The sequence below is a fragment of the Vibrio sp. 1978 genome (assembly GCF_033344345.1).
Map to the genome: position 1 here is coordinate 112,134 of NZ_JAWPOP010000013.1, position 18,628 is coordinate 130,761.

At 43.8% G+C, this 18,628-nt stretch carries 15 protein-coding genes; 6 read left to right on the top strand and 9 right to left on the bottom strand.

The features are described 5' to 3' along the window. Positions 1–226 precede the first annotated feature (226 nt). Positions 227–457 carry a hypothetical protein gene (locus tag R8N49_RS14320; RefSeq protein ID WP_186584870.1) on the bottom strand — a complete coding sequence of 77 codons (231 nt, stop codon included), beginning with the start codon at positions 455–457 and terminating at the stop codon, positions 227–229. A gap of 258 nt (positions 458–715) precedes the next feature. Here R8N49_RS14320 and R8N49_RS14325 point away from each other — a divergent pair, with 258 nt between their 5' ends. Both R8N49_RS14325 and R8N49_RS14330 read left to right on the top strand, forming a co-directional pair. Continuing rightward, a complete protein-coding gene (locus R8N49_RS14325; protein WP_054574732.1) occupies positions 716–2,107 on the top strand; it encodes a PLP-dependent aminotransferase family protein in 1,392 nt (463 codons plus the stop codon). Between the two features lie 98 nt (positions 2,108–2,205). After that, positions 2,206–2,430 (top strand): hypothetical protein, encoded by a 225-nt coding sequence (locus R8N49_RS14330; RefSeq protein ID WP_017636102.1) that lies wholly within the window; start codon positions 2,206–2,208, stop codon positions 2,428–2,430. 91 nt (positions 2,431–2,521) lie between these two features. Here R8N49_RS14330 and asnS read toward each other — a convergent pair whose 3' ends face one another. Then, entirely contained in the window at positions 2,522–3,922 is a 1,401-nt protein-coding gene (asnS, locus tag R8N49_RS14335) for an asparagine--tRNA ligase (RefSeq protein ID WP_017636101.1), read from the bottom strand. Between the two features lie 189 nt (positions 3,923–4,111). Then, a complete protein-coding gene (locus R8N49_RS14340) occupies positions 4,112–5,737 on the bottom strand; it encodes a methyl-accepting chemotaxis protein (RefSeq protein ID WP_025767294.1) in 1,626 nt (541 codons plus the stop codon). Positions 5,738–6,030: 293 nt separating this feature from the next. Between R8N49_RS14340 and queD the strand changes: the two genes are divergently transcribed. Next, positions 6,031–6,393, top strand: a complete 363-nt coding sequence (queD, locus tag R8N49_RS14345; protein WP_005376896.1) for a 6-carboxytetrahydropterin synthase QueD — start codon at positions 6,031–6,033, stop codon at positions 6,391–6,393. An 89-nt stretch (positions 6,394–6,482) separates the two neighbouring features. Here the strand turns inward: queD and R8N49_RS14350 are convergent, their stop codons facing one another. The 5 genes from R8N49_RS14350 to R8N49_RS14370 form a co-directional block, all read right to left on the bottom strand. Further along, complete coding sequence (locus R8N49_RS14350) at positions 6,483–6,950, bottom strand: GNAT family N-acetyltransferase (RefSeq protein ID WP_318190009.1); 468 nt, start codon at positions 6,948–6,950, stop codon at positions 6,483–6,485. A gap of 94 nt (positions 6,951–7,044) precedes the next feature. Continuing rightward, complete coding sequence (locus R8N49_RS14355) at positions 7,045–8,760, bottom strand: EAL domain-containing protein (protein ID WP_138940463.1); 1,716 nt, start codon at positions 8,758–8,760, stop codon at positions 7,045–7,047. A gap of 212 nt (positions 8,761–8,972) precedes the next feature. Beyond that, on the bottom strand, positions 8,973–10,334 hold the full coding sequence (locus R8N49_RS14360; RefSeq protein ID WP_005376899.1) for an L-serine ammonia-lyase: 1,362 nt from the start codon (positions 10,332–10,334) through the stop codon (positions 8,973–8,975). 97 nt (positions 10,335–10,431) lie between these two features. Beyond that, complete coding sequence (locus tag R8N49_RS14365) at positions 10,432–11,685, bottom strand: aromatic amino acid transport family protein (RefSeq protein WP_005388284.1); 1,254 nt, start codon at positions 11,683–11,685, stop codon at positions 10,432–10,434. A 344-nt stretch (positions 11,686–12,029) separates the two neighbouring features. Then, positions 12,030–12,629, bottom strand: coding sequence for a CoA pyrophosphatase (locus R8N49_RS14370; RefSeq protein ID WP_005376901.1), 600 nt, complete (start codon positions 12,627–12,629; stop codon positions 12,030–12,032). Positions 12,630–12,860: 231 nt separating this feature from the next. Between R8N49_RS14370 and R8N49_RS14375 the strand changes: the two genes are divergently transcribed. Further along, a complete protein-coding gene (locus R8N49_RS14375; protein WP_005388282.1) occupies positions 12,861–13,400 on the top strand; it encodes a heme NO-binding domain-containing protein in 540 nt (179 codons plus the stop codon). A gap of 7 nt (positions 13,401–13,407) precedes the next feature. Then, on the top strand, positions 13,408–15,108 hold the full coding sequence (locus tag R8N49_RS14380) for an ATP-binding protein (RefSeq protein ID WP_005388280.1): 1,701 nt from the start codon (positions 13,408–13,410) through the stop codon (positions 15,106–15,108). A gap of 365 nt (positions 15,109–15,473) precedes the next feature. Here R8N49_RS14380 and pabB read toward each other — a convergent pair whose 3' ends face one another. Then, positions 15,474–16,838, bottom strand: coding sequence for an aminodeoxychorismate synthase component I (pabB, locus tag R8N49_RS14385; protein WP_186584874.1), 1,365 nt, complete (start codon positions 16,836–16,838; stop codon positions 15,474–15,476). 270 nt (positions 16,839–17,108) lie between these two features. Between pabB and R8N49_RS14390 the strand changes: the two genes are divergently transcribed. After that, positions 17,109–18,626 carry a fumarate hydratase gene (locus R8N49_RS14390; protein ID WP_005376905.1) on the top strand — a complete coding sequence of 506 codons (1,518 nt, stop codon included), beginning with the start codon at positions 17,109–17,111 and terminating at the stop codon, positions 18,624–18,626. The last annotated feature ends 2 nt before the right edge of the window (positions 18,627–18,628 follow it).

Below are 18,628 nucleotides of genomic sequence, written 5' to 3' on the forward strand. Positions count from 1 at the left end.
CCATGAGTTGAGGTGTGCATCACCATTACTATTTAAATGTAACAGATGTAATGAAAATTAATGTGATAACAATCGACTTATTTTGCCCTTTGAACGCTATAGAAGATGCGTACTTCTCATTCAGAAGAATTTACTATTTGGCAGGTTTTAGCTTTATTTGTGTTTAAAGCATACAACGATGGATTCGCCTACCTAATGCTATTCTTGAACGGTGATAGAGCCTAAACTACTCGTCATTCAAGTGTTTGAGAATCGCCGCTTTTGCATGCTCTTCTGTCGCTGTTTCTCCATCAGGGACTTCAAGGTCAGCCTTTTTGTGTTCACCCAAAGTATCTTCAGCGATATGCAGCCAATCAGGATGCCAATAATAAGGGGTGGTACTGCCAGGATGGTCCCAACTATGTACACCTTTATGTTTTCCGCGATACGAGAGATCGTCCATTGTAAAAACTTTCATCGCTTCCTCCTGATTTAAAGACAGTAGTTCGAAGTGAGTTTAACGCACTCAGTCCAACGTAAAACCTTGGTTTTTAGGTATTGCAAAGATGTGAGGCAATATGTGTGTAACGGTCAAAGTATGGGATATAAACGCTCACTTCGTGGCTGAAATATCTATTATAAGATTGATAAATTACGTTGCTAAATTGAATACTCCCATATCAGAATGCTGGCGCGAAGTATGCTATGGTGCGGCTGTAAGTGAAATGAGGGAAACATGAACCGATACCGTCAACTGGCTGAGCTGTTCAAAACGCAGATTCAGCAAAATACTTGGAGAGCAGGGGAAAAGCTGCCATCAGTGCGTGTAACAAGCCGAAACCATTCTGTCAGCGCAGGTACGGTATTACAAGCTTATCAGCTGCTCGAAGCACAAGGTTGGGTCGCAGCGAAACCTCAGTCTGGATACTTTGTTACTGCGGAGTTGGACCGCTTCGAACCGAGTTCTCCAGCCACTTCCGTTTATCGCTCTAGCATCAACGATGAACTTTACGACTACCTCAAAAATCAGGCCTCATCGAATGCGGTGAAGTTTGGCTCCGCGTTTCCAGACCCAGCATTGTTCCCATTAGAAGCGCTAAACCGCAACCTAGCCAGCTCAGGCAGGAAGATGGGGGCAGAGACGTTATTGGATAACTTGCCGCCGGGCTGTGAGTCTCTACGCCGTTTGATTGCTCAACGGTACATCCAACAAGGTATGGTGTTTACCCATGATGATATTGTCGTTACTTCTGGCGCATTAGAAGCGTTGAATTTGAGCCTTCAGGCCGTGACCCAGCCTGGAGATACTGTTGTAGTTGAATCACCGACGTTTTATGGCGCACTTCAAGCGATTGAACGTTTAGGTCTAAAGGCGATAGAAATAACGGTGGATCCGTTAACTGGACATTCAGTGGATCAAATTGAAGCGACTTTTACCGACAATGATGTTCGCGCATGTTGGTTAATGACTAACTTTCACAATCCAACAGGAACCTTATTAAGTGACGGGCAGAAGCAGCGTATCGTCGAACTGGCTGACAAATACGATGTGTACTTGATCGAAGATGATGTGTATTCAGAGCTTTATTTTTCTGAAAAAAAGCCAAGCTCACTTAAAGCTTTTGATACACAAGAGCGCGTATTGCATTGTGGATCATTTTCAAAAAGCCTTTGCCCTGGCTATAGGCTGGGCTGGGTGGTAAACAAACGCTTCAATGCGCAACTTCAAAAGCTGCAACTTATCTCGACGTTGTCAGGCAGTGCACCAATCCAGCAGGGTATCGCGCATTACTTGCAAAACGATAGTTATGATAGCCATCTTAGAAAACTGCGAAAGAATCTTGAGCAGCGGCAATTGGCGTTTATTGAACTGGTTGATAAGTACTTTCCCCAATCGATTCGTTACACGCAACCGGAAGGCGGCTATTTTCTTTGGATAGAACTGCCGAAAACAAAGTGCGGAAAAGCGATTTATCAAAAGTTATTGGAAGCGAACATCACTGTAGCATTTGGTCAGTTGTTTTCTGTCGCTCCAAATTATGAGAACTACCTGAGGCTTAATACATCGTTACCTGTAAATGATGAATTAGAACAAGCCGTGAAGACGGTCGGAGAATTACTTCATTAGCCAACTGTTTACCTGTTTTTTGCTCAAACTGTATCAGTGGACGATACCGAAGCTGTGTTTCAATCATGGGCAGACAACCATTTAGGTTAGGAGCCGGAATGAAAAAGCAGTTGGTAAAGCATGAACTTAGGTTGATGGGTGTTGCTATTTTTAGCGCATTTTTGTTGGTGTTTGCACACTTGATATTGGCGAAATCTTTTTCTCATATGGTTTGGACGGAATACACTGCTGCCGTTATCCCATTTGTGATGTTTGGCTTGTGTGTGGTTGGAGTAAAATACGCAGCGCGAGCAGATGAGGATGACGACGAAAATAACAACTAGAGTGCATACATCGGTTGCTAGAAAATCATTCGTACAAAATAAAAGACCTCCACATGGGAGGTCTTTTTAATTCGATATCACTAAAAAGTGATTAGAAGTTCGCAGAGCGAGGAGTACGTGGGAATGGGATCACGTCACGAACGTTGCCCATACCAGTTACGTAAGATACTAGGCGCTCGAAGCCTAGACCGAAGCCTGCGTGTGGCACTGTACCGTATTTACGTAGGTCGCGATACCAGCTCATATGTTCAGGATCGATACCCACTTCACGCATACGTGCATCTAGAATGTCTAGGCGCTCTTCACGCTGAGAACCACCGATGATTTCGCCGATGCCCGGTGCTAGAACGTCCATTGCTGCAACTGTTTTACCGTCATCGTTAGCACGCATGTAGAATGCTTTGATGTCTTTCGGGTAGTTCTTAACGATTACAGGTGCTTTGAAGTGTTCTTCAGCAAGGAAACGCTCGTGCTCAGAAGACATATCGATACCCCATTCAACTGGGAATTCGAACTCACGGCCTGAATCAAGAAGAATCTGGATTGCGTCAGTGTAGTCAACCTGCGCGAAGTCAGAAGAAACGAACTGCTCTAGACGAGTGATTGCTTCTTTGTCGATGCGTTGAGCGAAGAACTCAAGGTCATCGCGACACTCTGCAAGCACTGCTTTAAACACGTACTTGAGCATGTCTTCAGCCAGTTTCGCTACATCATCCAGTTCTGCGAACGCAACTTCAGGCTCAACCATCCAGAATTCTGCTAGGTGGCGGCTTGTGTTTGAGTTTTCAGCTCGGAAAGTAGGGCCGAAAGTGTAAACTTTGCTTAGCGCACAAGCGTAAGCTTCTGCGTTTAGCTGACCAGATACGGTTAGGAACGTCTCTTTACCGAAGAAGTCTTCGTTGTAGTCCACTTTACCAGCGTCAGTGCGAGGAAGGTTTTCCATGTCTAGCGTAGATACGCGGAACATTTCACCAGCGCCTTCAGCATCTGAAGCCGTGATCAACGGCGCAGATACCCAGAAGTAACCTTGCTCGTGGTAGAAGCGGTGGATTGCTTGAGATAGGCAGTTACGTACACGTGCTACTGCACCGATTACGTTTGTGCGCGGACGTAGGTGCGCAACTTCACGTAGGTACTCGATTGAGTGACGAGTTTTTGCCATTGGGTAAGTTTCAGCATCTTCAACCCAACCAACCACTTTAACGTCAGTGGCAGCAAGTTCGAAGTCTTGACCCTTTGCAGGAGATTCAACAATCTTACCAGTTACTTCAACAGAGCAGCCAGTCGTTAGCTTTAATACTTCGTCTTCGTAATTATTAAGATTATTTGGGACCACGGCCTGAATCGGGTCGAAACAAGAGCCGTCATATATGGCAAGGAAAGAGATTCCAGCTTTGGAATCACGACGTGAACGGATCCAGCCACGAACAGTCACTTCGCTGTCTACTGCTAGCTGACCTTTCAATACGTCTGATACAGGCGCGTAAGTCATGTTTTCAATATTCTCCATTGAGGTAAAAATTCAACTCAACGCTTACTTAAAGTACTTGTCTAATAACATTTTTGTTCAAAAAACAAGCTAAGCGCTGAGTTGGGTAGCATTTTACAGATTCAACGAGACATATTACCTGTCAATTCGCTCGCATCAACCTTTATATTCGTTTTGATGGGGAGAATCTCTCTATTTATTCACTCTTTTGTGCTCTGAAAGTGTGAATTGGTTTAGTAATTGCTCTAAACGTTCGGATAGATGCTCTAAATCAACACTAATATCACGCGTGTGCGATGCTGATTGCGATGTGTCGTTAGCATGCAGTGTGATCACATCTATTTTAGATTGAATATGCTGACTTACATCAGATGTGGTTTGCGTCTGGTTTTGGATATCTTCTGCATGTCTGAGCACTTGGCGCATTTCGTCAACAACGTTATGCATTGTGGCTGATAGTGCCTCGACATCGACAGAGCGTTGATGAGCAAACTGGCAGACGGTATCAACAGAAGTTAATGACTCTTCACTTCCTTGCTGGAATTGAGAAATGATATGTTCAATATTACCAGTGGCTTCAGCCGTCCTAGAAGCCAGGTTACGCACTTCTTCCGCGACGACCGCAAAACCGCGTCCTTGCTCTCCGGCACGGGCGGCTTCAATAGCAGCATTCAACGCGAGCAGGTTGGTTTGTTCTGCAATACCCTTAATAACCACAAGAATGGACGACACTTCTTCGGTTCTTTGGTTTAGAGAGCTGATTTTTTCCCGTACGGTATCAATGTTACTTACTAGTTGTTTGATGTCTTCACTGACGTTGTGTGCTTGACTTGCACTATGAGTGGCGACATCAACGGTGTGATTGACCAAAACAGTAGCGTTGTTAGTCGAGTCCTCAACCGCAGTTTGTTGCTGCAACATATCGGTGATATTACTTTGTACTTCGTTGGTCTCTAGCTGTTGGTTATTGGCCGCTTTATCTGTGGACTGCGCGACAGCAGTTAGTTTACTCGCGGAGTCGGCAAGTGAGTGAGAGGTGTCTTGCACACGTTCTAAGCTTTCGGAGACCGTATCCATGAATGAATTGATTGCAGTAGAAAGTTGGCCCACTTCATCCTGTTGGTGATGCATAAGTCGTTGAGATAGATCTTTGCTATGGCTCACATTCGACATGAATTTCGACGTTCTTTGAATTGGTCGTACAATGATTTTTTGAATCAAACTCATCGTTATGATGAAGCCCACAAATGCGATTACGGCCATTATTCCCATCGCAAACATTGCCTGTTTACTGATCATTGAATTGACATGATTCATGTTGTATTCCAAGCGAATCGCGCCCAACACTTCTCCTGCTGGTGCAACGTGGCAAGAAACGCAGTTGGTGCCACGGTAATTTTCGCTCGATTTCATTGGTAGCGCGACTACTAACCCTTTGCCCCAATCGGCTGAGATTGGTTCAATCACCAGTTCACCATTCAACGCTCGTTGATCAATATCATCGACAGGCTGTTGGTTTTGTTGCCCAGGTCCGTAAAGTTTGGTCACAGTATCAGCTCGCAACACGCGAACTGCTTCAATGCCTTCTTGGGCCAGGGCCTTTTGACGTAAGGTTTCTTTTTGCGACATGGTGCCCGTAAGCATCATCATATTTAGGCTATCGAAATAATTACTAGCCTTATCATGGAGTTGTTCACTAAGAACATCATTGATTAAGGTTTTTTGTTGATGGTATTGGTAAGCCGTAGAGGCAGCTAGAACGCAGCTGAAGACAGCAATTAACGCCAGTAAGAGCTTAAAAGTGATAGTTGAGCGCATAAATTTATAAGTGTAATTGGAACAAACTGCACAATATTAATGTGCACAAATGCGCACTGCGAACAACGAAATGAATGATTGTGACCCCACACATGTTGGGGATATGTAATTGTGATGTGAGTGCTGTGTAATCAAATGTTTGGCGCGTGACAGAAATACGGCGCTTTGGTGTGAGTGATAGCAAAGAGGCCGGGAACCAGCGGAAGTTTTTGCTACGCTTGTATGGGGTAACGCTTGTCTCTTGGCAGCGAATTCCTTAGTATTGCCTGTCTTTTTAAAGCCTGAGAATCAAGATGAAAACAGAATTATACAAAGAGTTTATGTTCGAAGCAGCACACCATTTGCCACACGTACCAGAAGGTCACAAGTGTGGTCGTTTGCACGGACACTCTTTCCTTGTTCGTCTTTATGTAGAAGGTGAAGTTGATCCACATACAGGTTGGGTAGTGGATTTTGCAGAGATCAAAGCTGCATTTAAACCAATTTACAATCGCTTAGACCATTACTACCTAAACGACATTGAAGGGTTAGAGAACCCGACTAGCGAAGTGTTAGCAAAATGGATTTGGCAGCAGCTCAAGCCAAGCTTACCACTGCTAAGTAAAGTAGAAATCAAAGAAACGTGCACAGCGGGTTGTATTTACAAAGGCGAATAAGTCACTTTCTGTTGAGCATTAAACAAAGGCAAGCGAGAAGCTTGCCTTTGTTGTATCTGAATGGCCCAATTTTGATTATGCTTCACCAGCTAGCTTAATGGGTGTCGTAGAATCCATTCTTTTTCATTATCACCCAATGTTGTTTCCTCTGTATTAATGAATCCGCACGCATCAAGAAAACTGATAGCGTATTGCTGACTTTGTGGGACAGTGGCGCAAAGAGAGGTGCTTTTAGGGTTAATGGTATACGCATAAAGGAACAGTTTATGCAATGCCTCACTCCCAACCCCTTGACATTGGAAACGTTGATCAATCATCAAGTACTTAAGCTCCAGTTCGTATCGTTTAGCAAACGGCGCATGTTGGGAGAAACCTTTATCGATAACAAGGTAGCCTACTAATAGATCATCAGAATAAATCGTAAAGAACGCCTCTGACTTACTACGTTTTTGATAAGCCATTTCAAACGGTGTAAAAAATCCTTTTTGCTCTTCTTGCACATCCAATTGCATCAAACTTGAAAAATCTTTCAGTTTGGTGGGTTTAATCGCAATCATCGCTCAATCACAAATTGGCGGCATACCGTTATGCCACCACGAGTTTTTATAGAGTATTAGATCTATTTTAAGTAACTAACCGAGTGAAGAAAAGCTAGCAATGAAGAGGGTAATAATAACCTTGGTGAATATAGGCGCCCAATGTTGTGAGTAAGTGAGCACTGTCTGCCGTTTCTACGCCTTCAACAATGACCGTGCAGCGATACGTATTGCCCATAGCAATTAACTGACGCAAGGTTTCTATCTTTTTATCATCAGATTTTAGGCCAATAACAAATTCTCGGTCGATTTTGAGGTAGTCCGGATTCAGCTTGCTGATAAGCGCCACATTATTATTGCCGGTGCCAAAGTCATCAATACTGATTTTACAATCCAGTGCTTTTAGTTTCGCGACATTGCCATAAATCTCAGAGGTATAATACATCGATGCATTTTCTGTGATTTCGATTGTCAGCAAACGGCAATCCCGATTAGATAGCTCTCTATATAGGATTGAAAAGTTACGCCCTCGCAGCAAAGAAGGACAAACGTTAATGCTGATAGGGATGGGCAACGCTTTTTGTTTGGTGTAGATGGAATCAATCACCAGTAAGGTATGAGTTAGCAGCAATCCATTGCGGATCAGTGTTTCAATAAACCGTTGCGTATTTTTTACCTTAAACCGGGAGAGGGCTTCGTAGTGCACAATCTTTTGCGCCGAAGTGTTATAAATCGGTTCCAGTTTTATTTTGAATTGTCGAATTGCGCACAAGTAAGCCATAAAGGCTTGTAGGGAGCGGTGACGCAGTATAATGAGAAAAAGTAAGCTCAGTAGAATGATACTTTGAAACGGTCCAGAGATGTAATACACCTCTTTATAGCCACTATTCTTTACGTGATAATTGAAGAAGCGTTCATTGGTGTTACCAATCTCTAACGATGTTCCGGTATTCGTTGATAGCTTCATACCGGAAAGAAAAAAACGTGAAATATGATTTTCAACATTGTCGGATAAGTTAATGTTTTTAACACGAACCAAAACAGTTGCGTTATTTAAGTCAAATGATTGGGTAGTGTAATTGCTATTGTTACTCCACTCTTCAAAGGCTTTTTTGCTGACAGGGACAACGGTTTCTGGAGTGACTAAGCATCGAATATTGAAACGATCTAGCATCATGCTCGATTCCACCAACTTCACATTATCAAATAGTGACTTCAGTTCGCTTTCATTAGCAAAGCAACTCCTGCGGGAAAGGTTCTCTGCAATTTCGAAGGCGTTATCCAGATAATTATGTTTAACGATGCTGTTTATCGCGTAGTAACAGATAGCAAAGAAAATGATCGCAGTGATCAACACAACCCACATTGCTTCTGAATAGATCTTTTTATTACGCAGGCAAATACGAAGCGCTTTGCGAAGACTATTGGTTGTGTATTGATTGATCTTCTGTTGATGTTCGATGCCATTCTGATGGTTGTTTTGCATAGTAAAAGGGATGAAGTATCCGGTCCGGTGAATGTTTTCGATAATGTTTTTGTTAGTGGTTAAATGTTCTTCCGTGAGCTTGCGAAATTTCTTTCTTAGAGCGGCCACCGCGTTTTTAAAGCCATTTTCAGGCAGTGTCATTTTGTATTGTTGAGTGATTTTGCTTTCTATTAACCGCTGACTAATCGGCGTATTTAAACTGCCGTATGTGGCGATAGTTGACAGAATGGCGTACTCATTTGGGTTGACAGGAATGGAGTGGTGGAGTGACTGATTGAGCTCTAGAGATATTTCGTTTTCGGACAAGCAAACGCAGATTTGGTTTCCAATTTCAAACCTAATCATGTGTTGATGTGCTCCAAGTTTAATTTTTGGCTACGTTATCAATAAAGCTAGGGAAGAGATGTGATTTTTTACTGAGATATCCATAATATTTGGATATATTCAACGTTTTAGGTTTTTTTTTACTTGTCCTGATAACGCATTCTCCTGGGTTTTTGGGGTATAAAAAAACCCGAGCATAAACTCGGGTTTTGATTGGTATTCAGAAAGGCGTGTTAGCAAATCACTTTGATTGCTAGACCACCTTGAGATGTTTCGCGGTATTTCGCGTTCATGTCTTTACCTGTTTCTAGCATGGTTTCGATAACCTTATCTAGAGAAACAGTTGGAGCTGAAGAGCGACGTAGTGCCATACGAGTAGAGTTGATTGCTTTTACTGCCGCAATACCGTTACGCTCGATACATGGAACCTGAACCTGACCTGCAACTGGGTCACACGTTAGACCTAAGTTGTGCTCCATTGCGATTTCTGCTGCCATACATACTTGCTCTGGGCTACCACCCATAAGCTCAGCAAGGCCTGCTGCTGCCATAGAACATGCCACGCCAACTTCACCCTGACAGCCAACCTCTGCACCAGAGATCGACGCGTTACGCTTGTAAAGACCACCGATTGCGCCAGAAGCTGCAAAGTAACGGATGTAATCTTTTTCAGTCACAGTTTGGATGAACTTATCGTAGTAAGCCAGTACCGCAGGGATGATGCCACACGCACCGTTAGTTGGTGCTGTAACAACGCGGCCACCTGCTGCGTTCTCTTCGTTTACTGCGAAAGCAAACATGTTTACCCAATCAACAACAGACATTGGGTCGTTTGTTGTCTTTTCTGAAGTTAGTAGCTGCTGGCGAAGTGCTGCTGCACGGCGAGGCACACGCAATGGACCTGGCAAAATACCTTCTTCATTCATACCGCGATCCATACACTCGCGCATTGTGCGCCAGATGTTTGCGAAATAAGTACGAGTTTCTTCATCTGAATGAAGCGCATGCTCATTCTTCATGGTTAGTGCGCTGATGGACAATCCACTTTCATGGCATTGGTTAACCAGTTCCTCTGCCGTTGTAAACGGGTAAGGTACTTTTACTGGGTTCTCAGCTTCTTTACCGAAATTTTCTTCATCAACGATGAAACCACCGCCGATAGAGTAGTAAGTTTTTGAGTACGCTTTTTCGTCATCAATCCAAGCGTGGATCTGCATGCCGTTTTCGTGTAGCTCTAGGTTTGTTTTGTGGAAGTTCATTCCACCTTCACGTGGGAACGATACTGTGTGACAGTGCATGCCAACAGGAAGGCGTTCAGTTTCTTCTACACGAGCGATAAAGCCCGGGATAGAATCGATATCAACTTTCTCAGGAGTGTTGCCTGCAAGACCCATGATGATAGCAATATCTGTGTGGTGACCTTTCCCTGTCAGTGATAGTGATCCATAAACGTCAACGGTGATTTTAGTGATGTCGCGCAGTTTTCCCATTGCACGAAGATCATCAATAAACTCTTTACCCGCTTTCATTGGGCCTACAGTGTGTGAGCTTGAAGGTCCAACACCGATTTTATAGATATCAAAAACACTAATCATATCGATTACCTCAGAAGAAAGCCTCCCAAGGGGAGTTGGGAGGCTTAATTTTATCGTTATATTTTTGGATTAATCATACTGCACTGGGCAGAGATGATTAAAGAGCGCCGTAGATTACAGAACTAATTGCAGCAAGACCACAGATTGCTGTGAAAATTTGCACAGGTGCTGAAGTTTTGTACTTAGCCATCGCAGGAACTTTTTGCATTGCGAAGATTGGCATCAAGAATAGGATTGCGGCAATCATCGGTGCACCCATTGTTTCAATCATACCTAGGATGCTTGGGTTAACGATAGCAACGATCCAAGTTGTGATTACAATGAAGATTAGAGACATCTTCTCGATCTTGCTTACTGGTGATTTTGAACGAGATTTCACTAGACCAACTAGACCTTCGTGCGCACCTAAGAAGTGGCCAAAGTAGCTAGAGGTGATCGCTGCGAAAGCAACCAATGGACCCATGTAAGAGATCAGTGGAGATTCATGCACGTTTGCTAGGTAAGAGAGAACAGAGATGTTTTGCTCTTGCGCCGTTGCTAGTTGCTCTGGAGACAGAGAAAGTACAACAGAGAAAACGAAGAACATAACAAAGCCCATCAGCATCATTGCTGCGCCACCGGTGATAGCGTCAGTTTTCTTAACTGCGTCATCACCGTATACACGACGTTGCTCTTTAGAGAACTGAGAAATGATTGGGCTGTGGTTGAAAGAGAACACAATAACAGGGATTGCTAGCCAAACGATAGCTGGCATTGCACCCCAGTCAGGTGACACTTCCATCATTGAAGTGTTCCAACCAGGAATTAGGTATACAGACAGTGCTAGTAGGATGAACACGAGAGGGTAAACCATTGCTGAAGTTGCTTTCAGCATAAGCTCTTTACCGAATACTACGCCTGCTGTCATTGCAGCAATAAGTGCACCAGAAAGTAGCCAGCGAGGAATAGATTCCATGCCCATTTGGTTAACTAGGAAAGAGTCAACTGTGTTTGTGATACCAACACCGTAGATAAGTACGATTGGGTAGATAGCGAAGAAGTAAGCGAACGTAATAAGGTTTGCGCCAGTCTTACCAAAGTGCTCTTCTACTGTGTCGGTGATGTCCGCTTCAGGGTTTTTCGCAGAAAGAACGAAACGAGCTAAAGATTTGTGTGCGAACCAAGTCATTGGTGCTGCGATTAGGGCTAGGATTACTAATGGCCAAAAGCCACCTGCACCTGCTTTAATAGGAAGGAACAGTACACCTGCACCTACTGCCGTACCAAAAAGGGACAGACACCAGGTAAAGTCTTTGTAAGAAAACTTACTAGACGATTGTGCGGTAGAAACCGCAGAAGTAGTTGTATTCATTTTTTAGTTACTCATTTGGGAACAGGAAATAAGTCGGGAGTAATTTTGCAAGATTTTACACTAGGAAAATTAGATCTAAATCATTTATTGCTTACGCTTATTGAATGATATGTCAAAAACCTGCTTTTTATCACGAAAATGATGTGCTACTCGTGATTTCTGCTAATGAGTAAAATTAGAAAAACTTATCAATAGGGCTGTTTGTATAAATTTATTTCACCGCAAGCGTTTGCGGTGAAAATGGAAAATTAATCTAATGTGAATGAATGTTTATGAAGCAACGTTTTATTAATATTGATGCGCATAATGATCGCGCCTATAAAAGCACCGATATCAACAACTATTTAATGTGAAATAATATGTTTTTGCATTGATTCGATAATTTGTGCCGTCATGCCCCAGATGAAATGCTGTCTATATGGGATAGCAAATACACGATGACTGCTTCTTTTTAGGTCAAATTTGGTGCTATACAATTTTTTGGGGTTCAGAATATGGTTGGCAGGAACCTCAAAAACTGACTCTACTTCATTTGGGTCAATATGCGTTTTATATTCCGGAGAAACAAAAGCCAAAAAAGGTGTCACATTAAATTGACTAATCGTTGGTAGTGTAGGCAGTTGACCAAACACATGAATATGCTCATCTTCTATCCCAACTTCTTCTTTGGTTTCCCTTAAAGCGGTATTCACGAGCTGAATATCTTCCTGCTCATATTTGCCACCGGGAAAGCTGATTTGTCCCGGATGATGGCGTAAGTGGGCTGCACGCTTAGTCAGAATGACTTGTAACCCGTCATCGCGTTCCACAAAACCGATTAAGACTGCCGCATCTCTCAGGGACTTTTCTTTCATCCATTTCAGTCGTGCAAGGGACTCTTTGTGGTAGCCCGTTGGAAGCCGAAATTGAAAGTTCTGTAGTAAATGAGTTTTGTCGATAACCAAACTGAGTCCTTATTTATCGTGCCTAACCATTATTTATTATACTCAAAGACGGCAAAGCGTATGGCGTTATCGTTACTGGTTACCAAATAAAACATTCGCATTAAAGCACTCGCCAGCACTTTCCCTCTTTGTGTTGTGTGTCTCACTCTACTTGAACATATTAATTTGAAACTTATAAGGTTATACACCATTCTTTATTTTAGGACGTCACTATAGGGCAAGTATTGGCCAATGAAAGGGATTATTTTCACCGAGTTCATGGAGTTAGTGGAAGAGAAATTCGGTCTTGATGTGTTAGACCAAGTTCTCGATCTTTCTAACGATGAAGGTGTTTACACTGCTGTTGGTAGTTACGATCACAAAGACTTGGTTAAGTTGATCGTGAATCTCAGTAAAGTATCTGGTGTTCCCCCCGAGCAACTGCAAGAGGTGTTTGGAGAGTGCGTCTTTTTGAATTTACTTCGCTCTATTCCTAGTCACGCCAGTTTGCAACAGTGTGAAACGACGTTTCAATTTGTTCGCCATGTTGAAGACTTTATTCATGTCGAAGTTAAGAAGCTCTATCCTGATGCTAACCCTCCGCAATTTGATTTCATTAGTGAAAACCAATCCCAATTGGTATTTGACTACCACAGCGCAAGATGTATGTCTCACGTATGCTTAGGATTGATAAAAGGTTGTGCTGCACATTTTGGTGAGGTAGTTCATATCAAACATCAAAACCAGTCAGAAGATGGCAGCAAAGTACGTTTTTGGTTAGAGGCTCAATAAGAACGATATGACGGGAAGTTCCTCATTAGAAAGGAAACTCAAACGAGAAGTTGCATCAAGAAAAGCAGCTGAGCAGCTGTTGGAACAGAAAAGCTTAGAGTTATATGAATCCAACCAGCAACTCAGTGTTGCATTGAAAAAGCTGGAGCTGAAATCTAAAAAGGATCTTCGTAAGTTTGAGTTTGAAGAGCAAATTGATGCCACGTTGATTAAGTTCGGTCGTACTTTTTTATCGAGCACGTTCGATGAAGCAATGATAGCGAGCTTTATTGAGCAGCTCACTTCTAACTCGATCATTTCTGCGGCTTACTTGTTTCTTGACGCTACAAAGCTGAGCTCATTGCGTCGTCATCACTTTGGTCACTTACAGCTTCGTCATAACAACGAGATTTTAACCTCTCCTAATTGGCAGGGAGAGAATTTGCATTTGCCAGTTATCATTGATGGGGAAACGGTTGGGGAGTTGATTTTCTCTGTGTTGCAAGATCAAATCGATCAGTCTTTTATTTCCAAACAGATGGAGCTCGTGTCTGACTTAGTTCATGGTGTTATTGGTCGACACTTAAGTTTAGAGCGAGAGGTCGAGCTGAGAAAGCGGGCTGAGGAATCAGAAAAAGCGACGAAGGAGTTTGTCGCCATGATTAACCATGAGCTGCGAACTCCTCTCAATGGCGTATTGGGTAGTGCGGAGTTATTGAGTCGAACCCAATTAGAAGAAGAGCAGCGTCAATACTTGAGCAATCTGACTCAATCAGGGGACTTATTGAGAGTTATCATTAATGATCTTCTTGATTTCAGTAAGATGAATGCCGGTATGATGGAAATCATACATAAAGTCTTTGCCTGGGAGGAACTTGAAAAAGCCATCATGGGTGTATTTGCAGCTAAGGCTGCGGAAAAACGTATCCATTTCTCTATCGACAAAAAGCTGGGGATCCCGGAATTTTTAGTCGGTGACTTAGAGCGCATTACACAAATTTTGGTTAACTTGGTGGGAAACGCGATTAAGTTTACTCACTTGGGTGGCGTCGTGTTACGGGTGGAATGGCTTAACGGCACGGCTTATTTTGAGGTTGAAGACACTGGTATTGGCATCCCAATAAAAGCACAGCCGTCACTCTTTGACCCATTTGTCCAAGTTGATCGCTCGGCGAAACGCAGCTTTGAAGGCTCAGGTTTAGGTCTCGCGATTTGTAAAAACCTCGTGGATTTGATGCAAGGTCAAATTAGCTTTGAGAGTGAAGAGCGCAAAGGGACAACTTTTAAAGTTGCTATTCCTCTTGAGGAAGGGCAAGCACAAGGCACAGCAGAGGGGGAATTGGTCACCATAGAGCGAAGCGATTTAGCAGGACGCTCAATATTAGTGGTTGATGACATCAGAATGAATCAAGTCATTGTTACTCAAATGCTGAAAAAACTCGACATTACACCTGATTTAAAAGCCAACGGCAAAGAAGCATTAGAAGCGGTGAAAAGTAAAGACTACGAACTGATATTCATGGACTGCCGAATGCCAGAAATGGATGGTTATGAGGCGACGATGTATCTGAGAGAGCGTGGCTTTACTCATCCTATTATTGCATTAACCGCTGGCACTACCATCGAAGAGCGTCAAAAGTGTATTGATTCAGGCATGGACGACATCCTCACTAAGCCGTACACCGCAACCGATATCGAACAGATTATGTGTAAGTGGCTTGAGCAGTAGACGCTGCCTCTTAAAAAGTATGTTTGTTGGCCAACGGCTAAAAGCTAAAGTACATGCAAATAAAACACACAAAAAAGCGCACCACACCGGCTAATGCCGATCATTTAACGATGTTTTTTGGGTCATTCTAGCGAGCCTTGGCTAGACTAAGAATCTAGTAGCAGCACGCCGAGCGGATAATGAAACAAATTTGACCACAAAGTGCTTGAATAGAAGAACCTGTATCACGCTCTTTCGTCGCTGTGCAGGGTGATGAGATACAGAAATATGCCACTCGCTGTTAAATGAGCGGCATTATCCGTTCTGGAGGCGTTTTAGATTGTTTTCGTCAATAGCATTAAAGCGGCGTTGTGTGCTGTTGAAACCTACGATTGCAGCGCTGGCAAAATCTTTGAAAGCTTATCCAACGTTTCTTGATACTCAGAGGCGCAATCGCTATCTGCCACGACGCCGCCGCCAGCCCAAGCGTAAAGTTTGTTTTTTTCCGCTACAAGAGTTCGGATAGTAATGCTGGTGTCCATACGACCATGGCGTGAAATGTAGCCAATACTGCCGCAATACGCGCTGCGTCGATGCGGCTCCAGTTCTTCAATAATCTGCATTGCGCGAACTTTAGGTGCGCCCGTAATTGAACCGCCTGGAAAACACGCTCGCAGCAAATCCGCAGGAGCGTATTGTTCATCCAAATTTGCACGAATGGTGCTCACCAAATGATGCACGGCAGGGAAGCTTTCAATATCGAACAGCTTTGGAACGTGAACGCTACCCGGTGATGCAACTCGACCAATATCATTACGCAGCAAATCGACAATCATCAGGTTTTCTGCCTGATCTTTTTCCGCTGTCTGCAAGTCATGAGCATTAGCGTTATCTTGCTTTGGATCTTCGCTGCGTGGTCGAGTACCTTTGATTGGTTTCGTTTCAATGACGCGATCTTTGAGCTCTAAAAAGCGCTCTGGAGAGATACTCAAAATCGAAGACTCAGGCATACGGATAAACGCTGAGAATGGCGCTTGGTTGGCGGACTCCAATTTCAGATACGCTTGCCACTCGCTGCCTTGATACGGTGCGTTAAAGCGCTGCGCCAAATTGATCTGATAACAGTCACCGCTCAACAAGTATTCTTGCACCTTGTCAAAGCGAGTGGCGTAGCTCTCTTTCGTCATGTTTGACTGCCAATCACCAGACAAAGCGAAGTCAACGGTTTGTTCTGCTTTTTGCTCGTTTAACCATTGCCAAGCTTGCTCGATGTTCTGACCGACTAAGCATGCTTTTTTTAGGTGGTGGTCAACAACAACGGCCCATTCATACAGACCTACCGCCATATCCGGCGTGTTGAGGTCCTTTTCTGCCACTTCTGGCATCGTTTCTACGCGGCGACCTAAATCGTAACTGAAGTAACCGAGCGCACCGCCGACAAAAGGCAGATCCAATTCTTTATTTAACTCTACGTGAGGAAGCCACTGTTCTTGCAACTGATGAAGCAGCGCAAATGGGTCATCTTGAGTTGAATAGGCATTCGATGGCGTTTCAACTTGTGTGTTGTCGGCAGTGGTTTCTAACGTTGCAATTGGGTTGGAGACCAACACATCGAAGCGGCTATCGATATGCGTTTCTGATGCAGAACGCAGCAACATCGCCCAAGGTAGGTGTTGAATGCGAGAAAAAAGGTGAAGAGTAAACTCTGGTGCGTATTCCAGCGCTTTAAAATCAATGAATTGATTGTCCATGTTGTTCATTTGTGTAATTTGTGACAAAGAGATCGTTCACTGCATGGCATGTCATGGGCAGCAAGAGTATCATATTCCTCTGTATAGCCAAACTCCCTCTATTCATAGGGTTTTGAGATGGTTTACAAGTAGGCAACTTCAGCATTTCGTGTGTCGATATCAGCCGTTCGACAATTGTTTATAAAAAACGAAGCTCAAAAGAGCAATAAGCTCAACAAACACGATTGAAGCCAAGCCAATAATGGAAGCATAACTATAACGAGGCATGTAATGACGGTAATACGCAAGCAGGATGTGATCAGCAGTGTCGCTGATGCGCTACAGTATATTTCTTACTACCACCCGCTAGACTTTGTTCAAGCTCTTGAAAAAGCCTATCACCGCGAAGAGAGCCAAGCCGCTAAAGACGCGATTGCTCAGATCTTAATTAACTCCCGAATGTCCGCAGAAGGTCACCGTCCAATTTGTCAGGATACTGGTATTGTGACGTGTTTCGTCAACATCGGTATGGGCGTGCAATGGGATTCGACCGACATGACGGTTCAGCAGATGGTAGATGAAGGTGTTCGACAAGCGTACACGAACCCTGATAACCCGTTGCGTGCGTCAGTACTTATGGACCCTGCTGGTAAACGTATTAATACCAAAGACAACACGCCTGCCGTCGTACATATCAACATGGTTCCGGGCGATAAAGTTGAAATTCAGATCGCTGCGAAGGGCGGCGGTAGCGAAAACAAAACTAAGATGGTGATGCTAAACCCATCTGACGATATTGCTGAGTGGGTAGAAAAAACGCTACCAACAATGGGGGCGGGCTGGTGTCCTCCTGGCATGCTTGGCATTGGTATCGGCGGTACGGCTGAAAAAGCAGCGGTATTGGCAAAAGAATCTCTAATGGAACACATCGATATTCAAGAACTTATTGACCGTGGCCCACAAAACGCAGAAGAAGAGCTTCGTTTGGATATCTTCAATCGCGTGAACAAACTTGGTATCGGTGCGCAAGGTCTTGGCGGTTTGACGACTGTTGTCGACGTTAAAATCAAAACTGCGCCAACGCACGCGGCTTCTAAGCCTGTTTGTTTGATCCCGAACTGTGCGGCGACTCGTCACGTACACTTCACGCTTGATGGTAGCGGCCCAGCAGAGCTAACACCACCTAAACTAGAAGATTGGCCAGATATCACTTGGGAAGCGGGCGAAAATACGCGTCGCGTAAACTTAGACACAATTACTAAAGAAGAAGTACAAGAGTGGAAGACAGGCGAAACGGTTCTTCTATCAGGTAAAATTCTGACTGGTCGTGATGCTGCGCATAAACGTATTCAAGGCATGCTAGATAACGGTGAAGGTCTACCTGAAGGCGTAGATCTCAACGGTAAGTTCATTTACTACGTAGGCCCTGTCGATGCAGTTGGTGATGAAGTCGTTGGTCCTGCTGGCCCAACAACATCAACGCGTATGGATAAATTCACCGACATGATGCTAGAAAAGACCGGCATCATGGGCATGATCGGTAAAGCTGAGCGTGGCCCTGCAACGGTTGAATCTATCAAGAATCACAAAGCGGTTTACCTAATGGCTGTAGGTGGCGCTGCGTACTTGGTGGCGAAAGCGATCAAGAAAGCTCGCGTTGTCGCATTTGAAGATTTAGGTATGGAAGCGATTTACGAATTTGAAGTTGAAGATATGCCAGTAACAGTGGCCGTCGACTCAAATGGTGTTAACGCGCACCAAATTGGTCCAGACACTTGGAAAGTGAAAATTCAAGAGATGGAAGCATAAGG

Bases quoted from the DNA above. Each gene is read 5' to 3' on its own strand.
- R8N49_RS14320 (WP_186584870.1), bottom strand. From the start codon at position 457: ATGAAAGTTTTTACAATGGACGATCTCTCGTATCGCGGAAAACATAAA.
- R8N49_RS14325 (WP_054574732.1), top strand. From the start codon at position 716: ATGAACCGATACCGTCAACTGGCTGAGCTGTTCAAAACGCAGATTCAG.
- R8N49_RS14330 (WP_017636102.1), top strand. From the start codon at position 2,206: ATGAAAAAGCAGTTGGTAAAGCATGAACTTAGGTTGATGGGTGTTGCT.
- asnS (WP_017636101.1), bottom strand. From the start codon at position 3,922: ATGACTTACGCGCCTGTATCAGACGTATTGAAAGGTCAGCTAGCAGTA.
- R8N49_RS14340 (WP_025767294.1), bottom strand. From the start codon at position 5,737: ATGCGCTCAACTATCACTTTTAAGCTCTTACTGGCGTTAATTGCTGTC.
- queD (WP_005376896.1), top strand. From the start codon at position 6,031: ATGAAAACAGAATTATACAAAGAGTTTATGTTCGAAGCAGCACACCAT.
- R8N49_RS14350 (WP_318190009.1), bottom strand. From the start codon at position 6,950: ATGATTGCGATTAAACCCACCAAACTGAAAGATTTTTCAAGTTTGATG.
- R8N49_RS14355 (WP_138940463.1), bottom strand. From the start codon at position 8,760: ATGATTAGGTTTGAAATTGGAAACCAAATCTGCGTTTGCTTGTCCGAA.
- R8N49_RS14360 (WP_005376899.1), bottom strand. From the start codon at position 10,334: ATGATTAGTGTTTTTGATATCTATAAAATCGGTGTTGGACCTTCAAGC.
- R8N49_RS14365 (WP_005388284.1), bottom strand. From the start codon at position 11,685: ATGAATACAACTACTTCTGCGGTTTCTACCGCACAATCGTCTAGTAAG.
- R8N49_RS14375 (WP_005388282.1), top strand. From the start codon at position 12,861: ATGAAAGGGATTATTTTCACCGAGTTCATGGAGTTAGTGGAAGAGAAA.
- R8N49_RS14380 (WP_005388280.1), top strand. From the start codon at position 13,408: ATGACGGGAAGTTCCTCATTAGAAAGGAAACTCAAACGAGAAGTTGCA.
- pabB (WP_186584874.1), bottom strand. From the start codon at position 16,838: ATGGACAATCAATTCATTGATTTTAAAGCGCTGGAATACGCACCAGAG.
- R8N49_RS14390 (WP_005376905.1), top strand. From the start codon at position 17,109: ATGACGGTAATACGCAAGCAGGATGTGATCAGCAGTGTCGCTGATGCG.